Origin of the sequence: Shewanella sp. 8A (assembly GCF_023475945.1) — a bacterium.
Taxonomy (GTDB): Bacteria; Pseudomonadota; Gammaproteobacteria; order Enterobacterales; family Shewanellaceae; genus Shewanella; species Shewanella xiamenensis.
In genome coordinates this window covers 1-857 of the sequence record NZ_JAMDJP010000090.1, presented here as the reverse complement: position 1 = coordinate 857, position 857 = coordinate 1, and the positions used below count along the sequence as shown (strand labels likewise).

1 protein-coding gene is annotated in these 857 nt (G+C 50.6%); it reads right to left on the bottom strand.

What is annotated here, in order from left to right:
• Positions 1–857: Ig-like domain-containing protein (locus tag M0413_RS22645; RefSeq protein ID WP_249555744.1), on the bottom strand; the 857-nt coding region annotated here is incomplete at both ends.

Sequence of the window (857 nt, the reverse complement as noted above, 5' to 3'; positions counted from 1 at the left end):
CCACACTGCTGCCCGCGACGGTGAAGCTGACCACGCTGGTATTGCCCGCTTCATCGTTAGTTAACACGTTGCCGCTGGCGACGGTGTCCTCAACGACAGTTTTGCTGTCATCTGCTGAATCTGTCAGTCTGGCCTGATCTTGCCCAGAAGTGCTATTTCCTGCTTGATCTGTAACAACAGCCGTGATTACTAGATTAGTACCGATGGCTGGAGCGATGATTCCGAGTTGTAAGCCATTATTTAAAATTTCTTGAGTGACTAGCCCATAAAATAGGGTGTTACCCGCTTGATCTGTAACTATTAATAGATCACCGATCGAGGTGCCAAGCCCCACAGTAACGGTGATATTTACCGGTCCTGTTAATTCAGTAGGATTAATGAAGCCATCGTTATTTAAGTCTTCATCAATAGTAACTGTCGGTGCAGCGGCAGATTGAGTATCAATCACCACATCTTGGGTAACAGTTTTGTTGTTGCCGGCCACGTCGGTGACGGTGGCGCTGACAGGGTAAGTGCCGTCAGGCAGCACAGTACCGGTCAGGTCGACGCTCCAGTTACCTTGCGCATCAATCACTAAGCCGTTGGCGGTGGTGTAAACCACACCATTAATGGTGACGGCTAAGGTGCTGTTGTCACCTAAATCGACGGTACCTTTGAAAATCAGAGTGTTGTCGTTGGTGATAAAGTCACTGCTGGAGCTGCCAGTGTCTTGGGTGATGGCGGTGATGGCCACGGTGTTACCGTCGCCGTCTTGGTCAATCTTGGTGTCAATCACCACATCTTGGGTAACAGTTTTGCTGTTGCCGGCCACGTCGGTGACGGTGGCGCTGACAGGGTAAGTGCCGTCAGGCAGCACA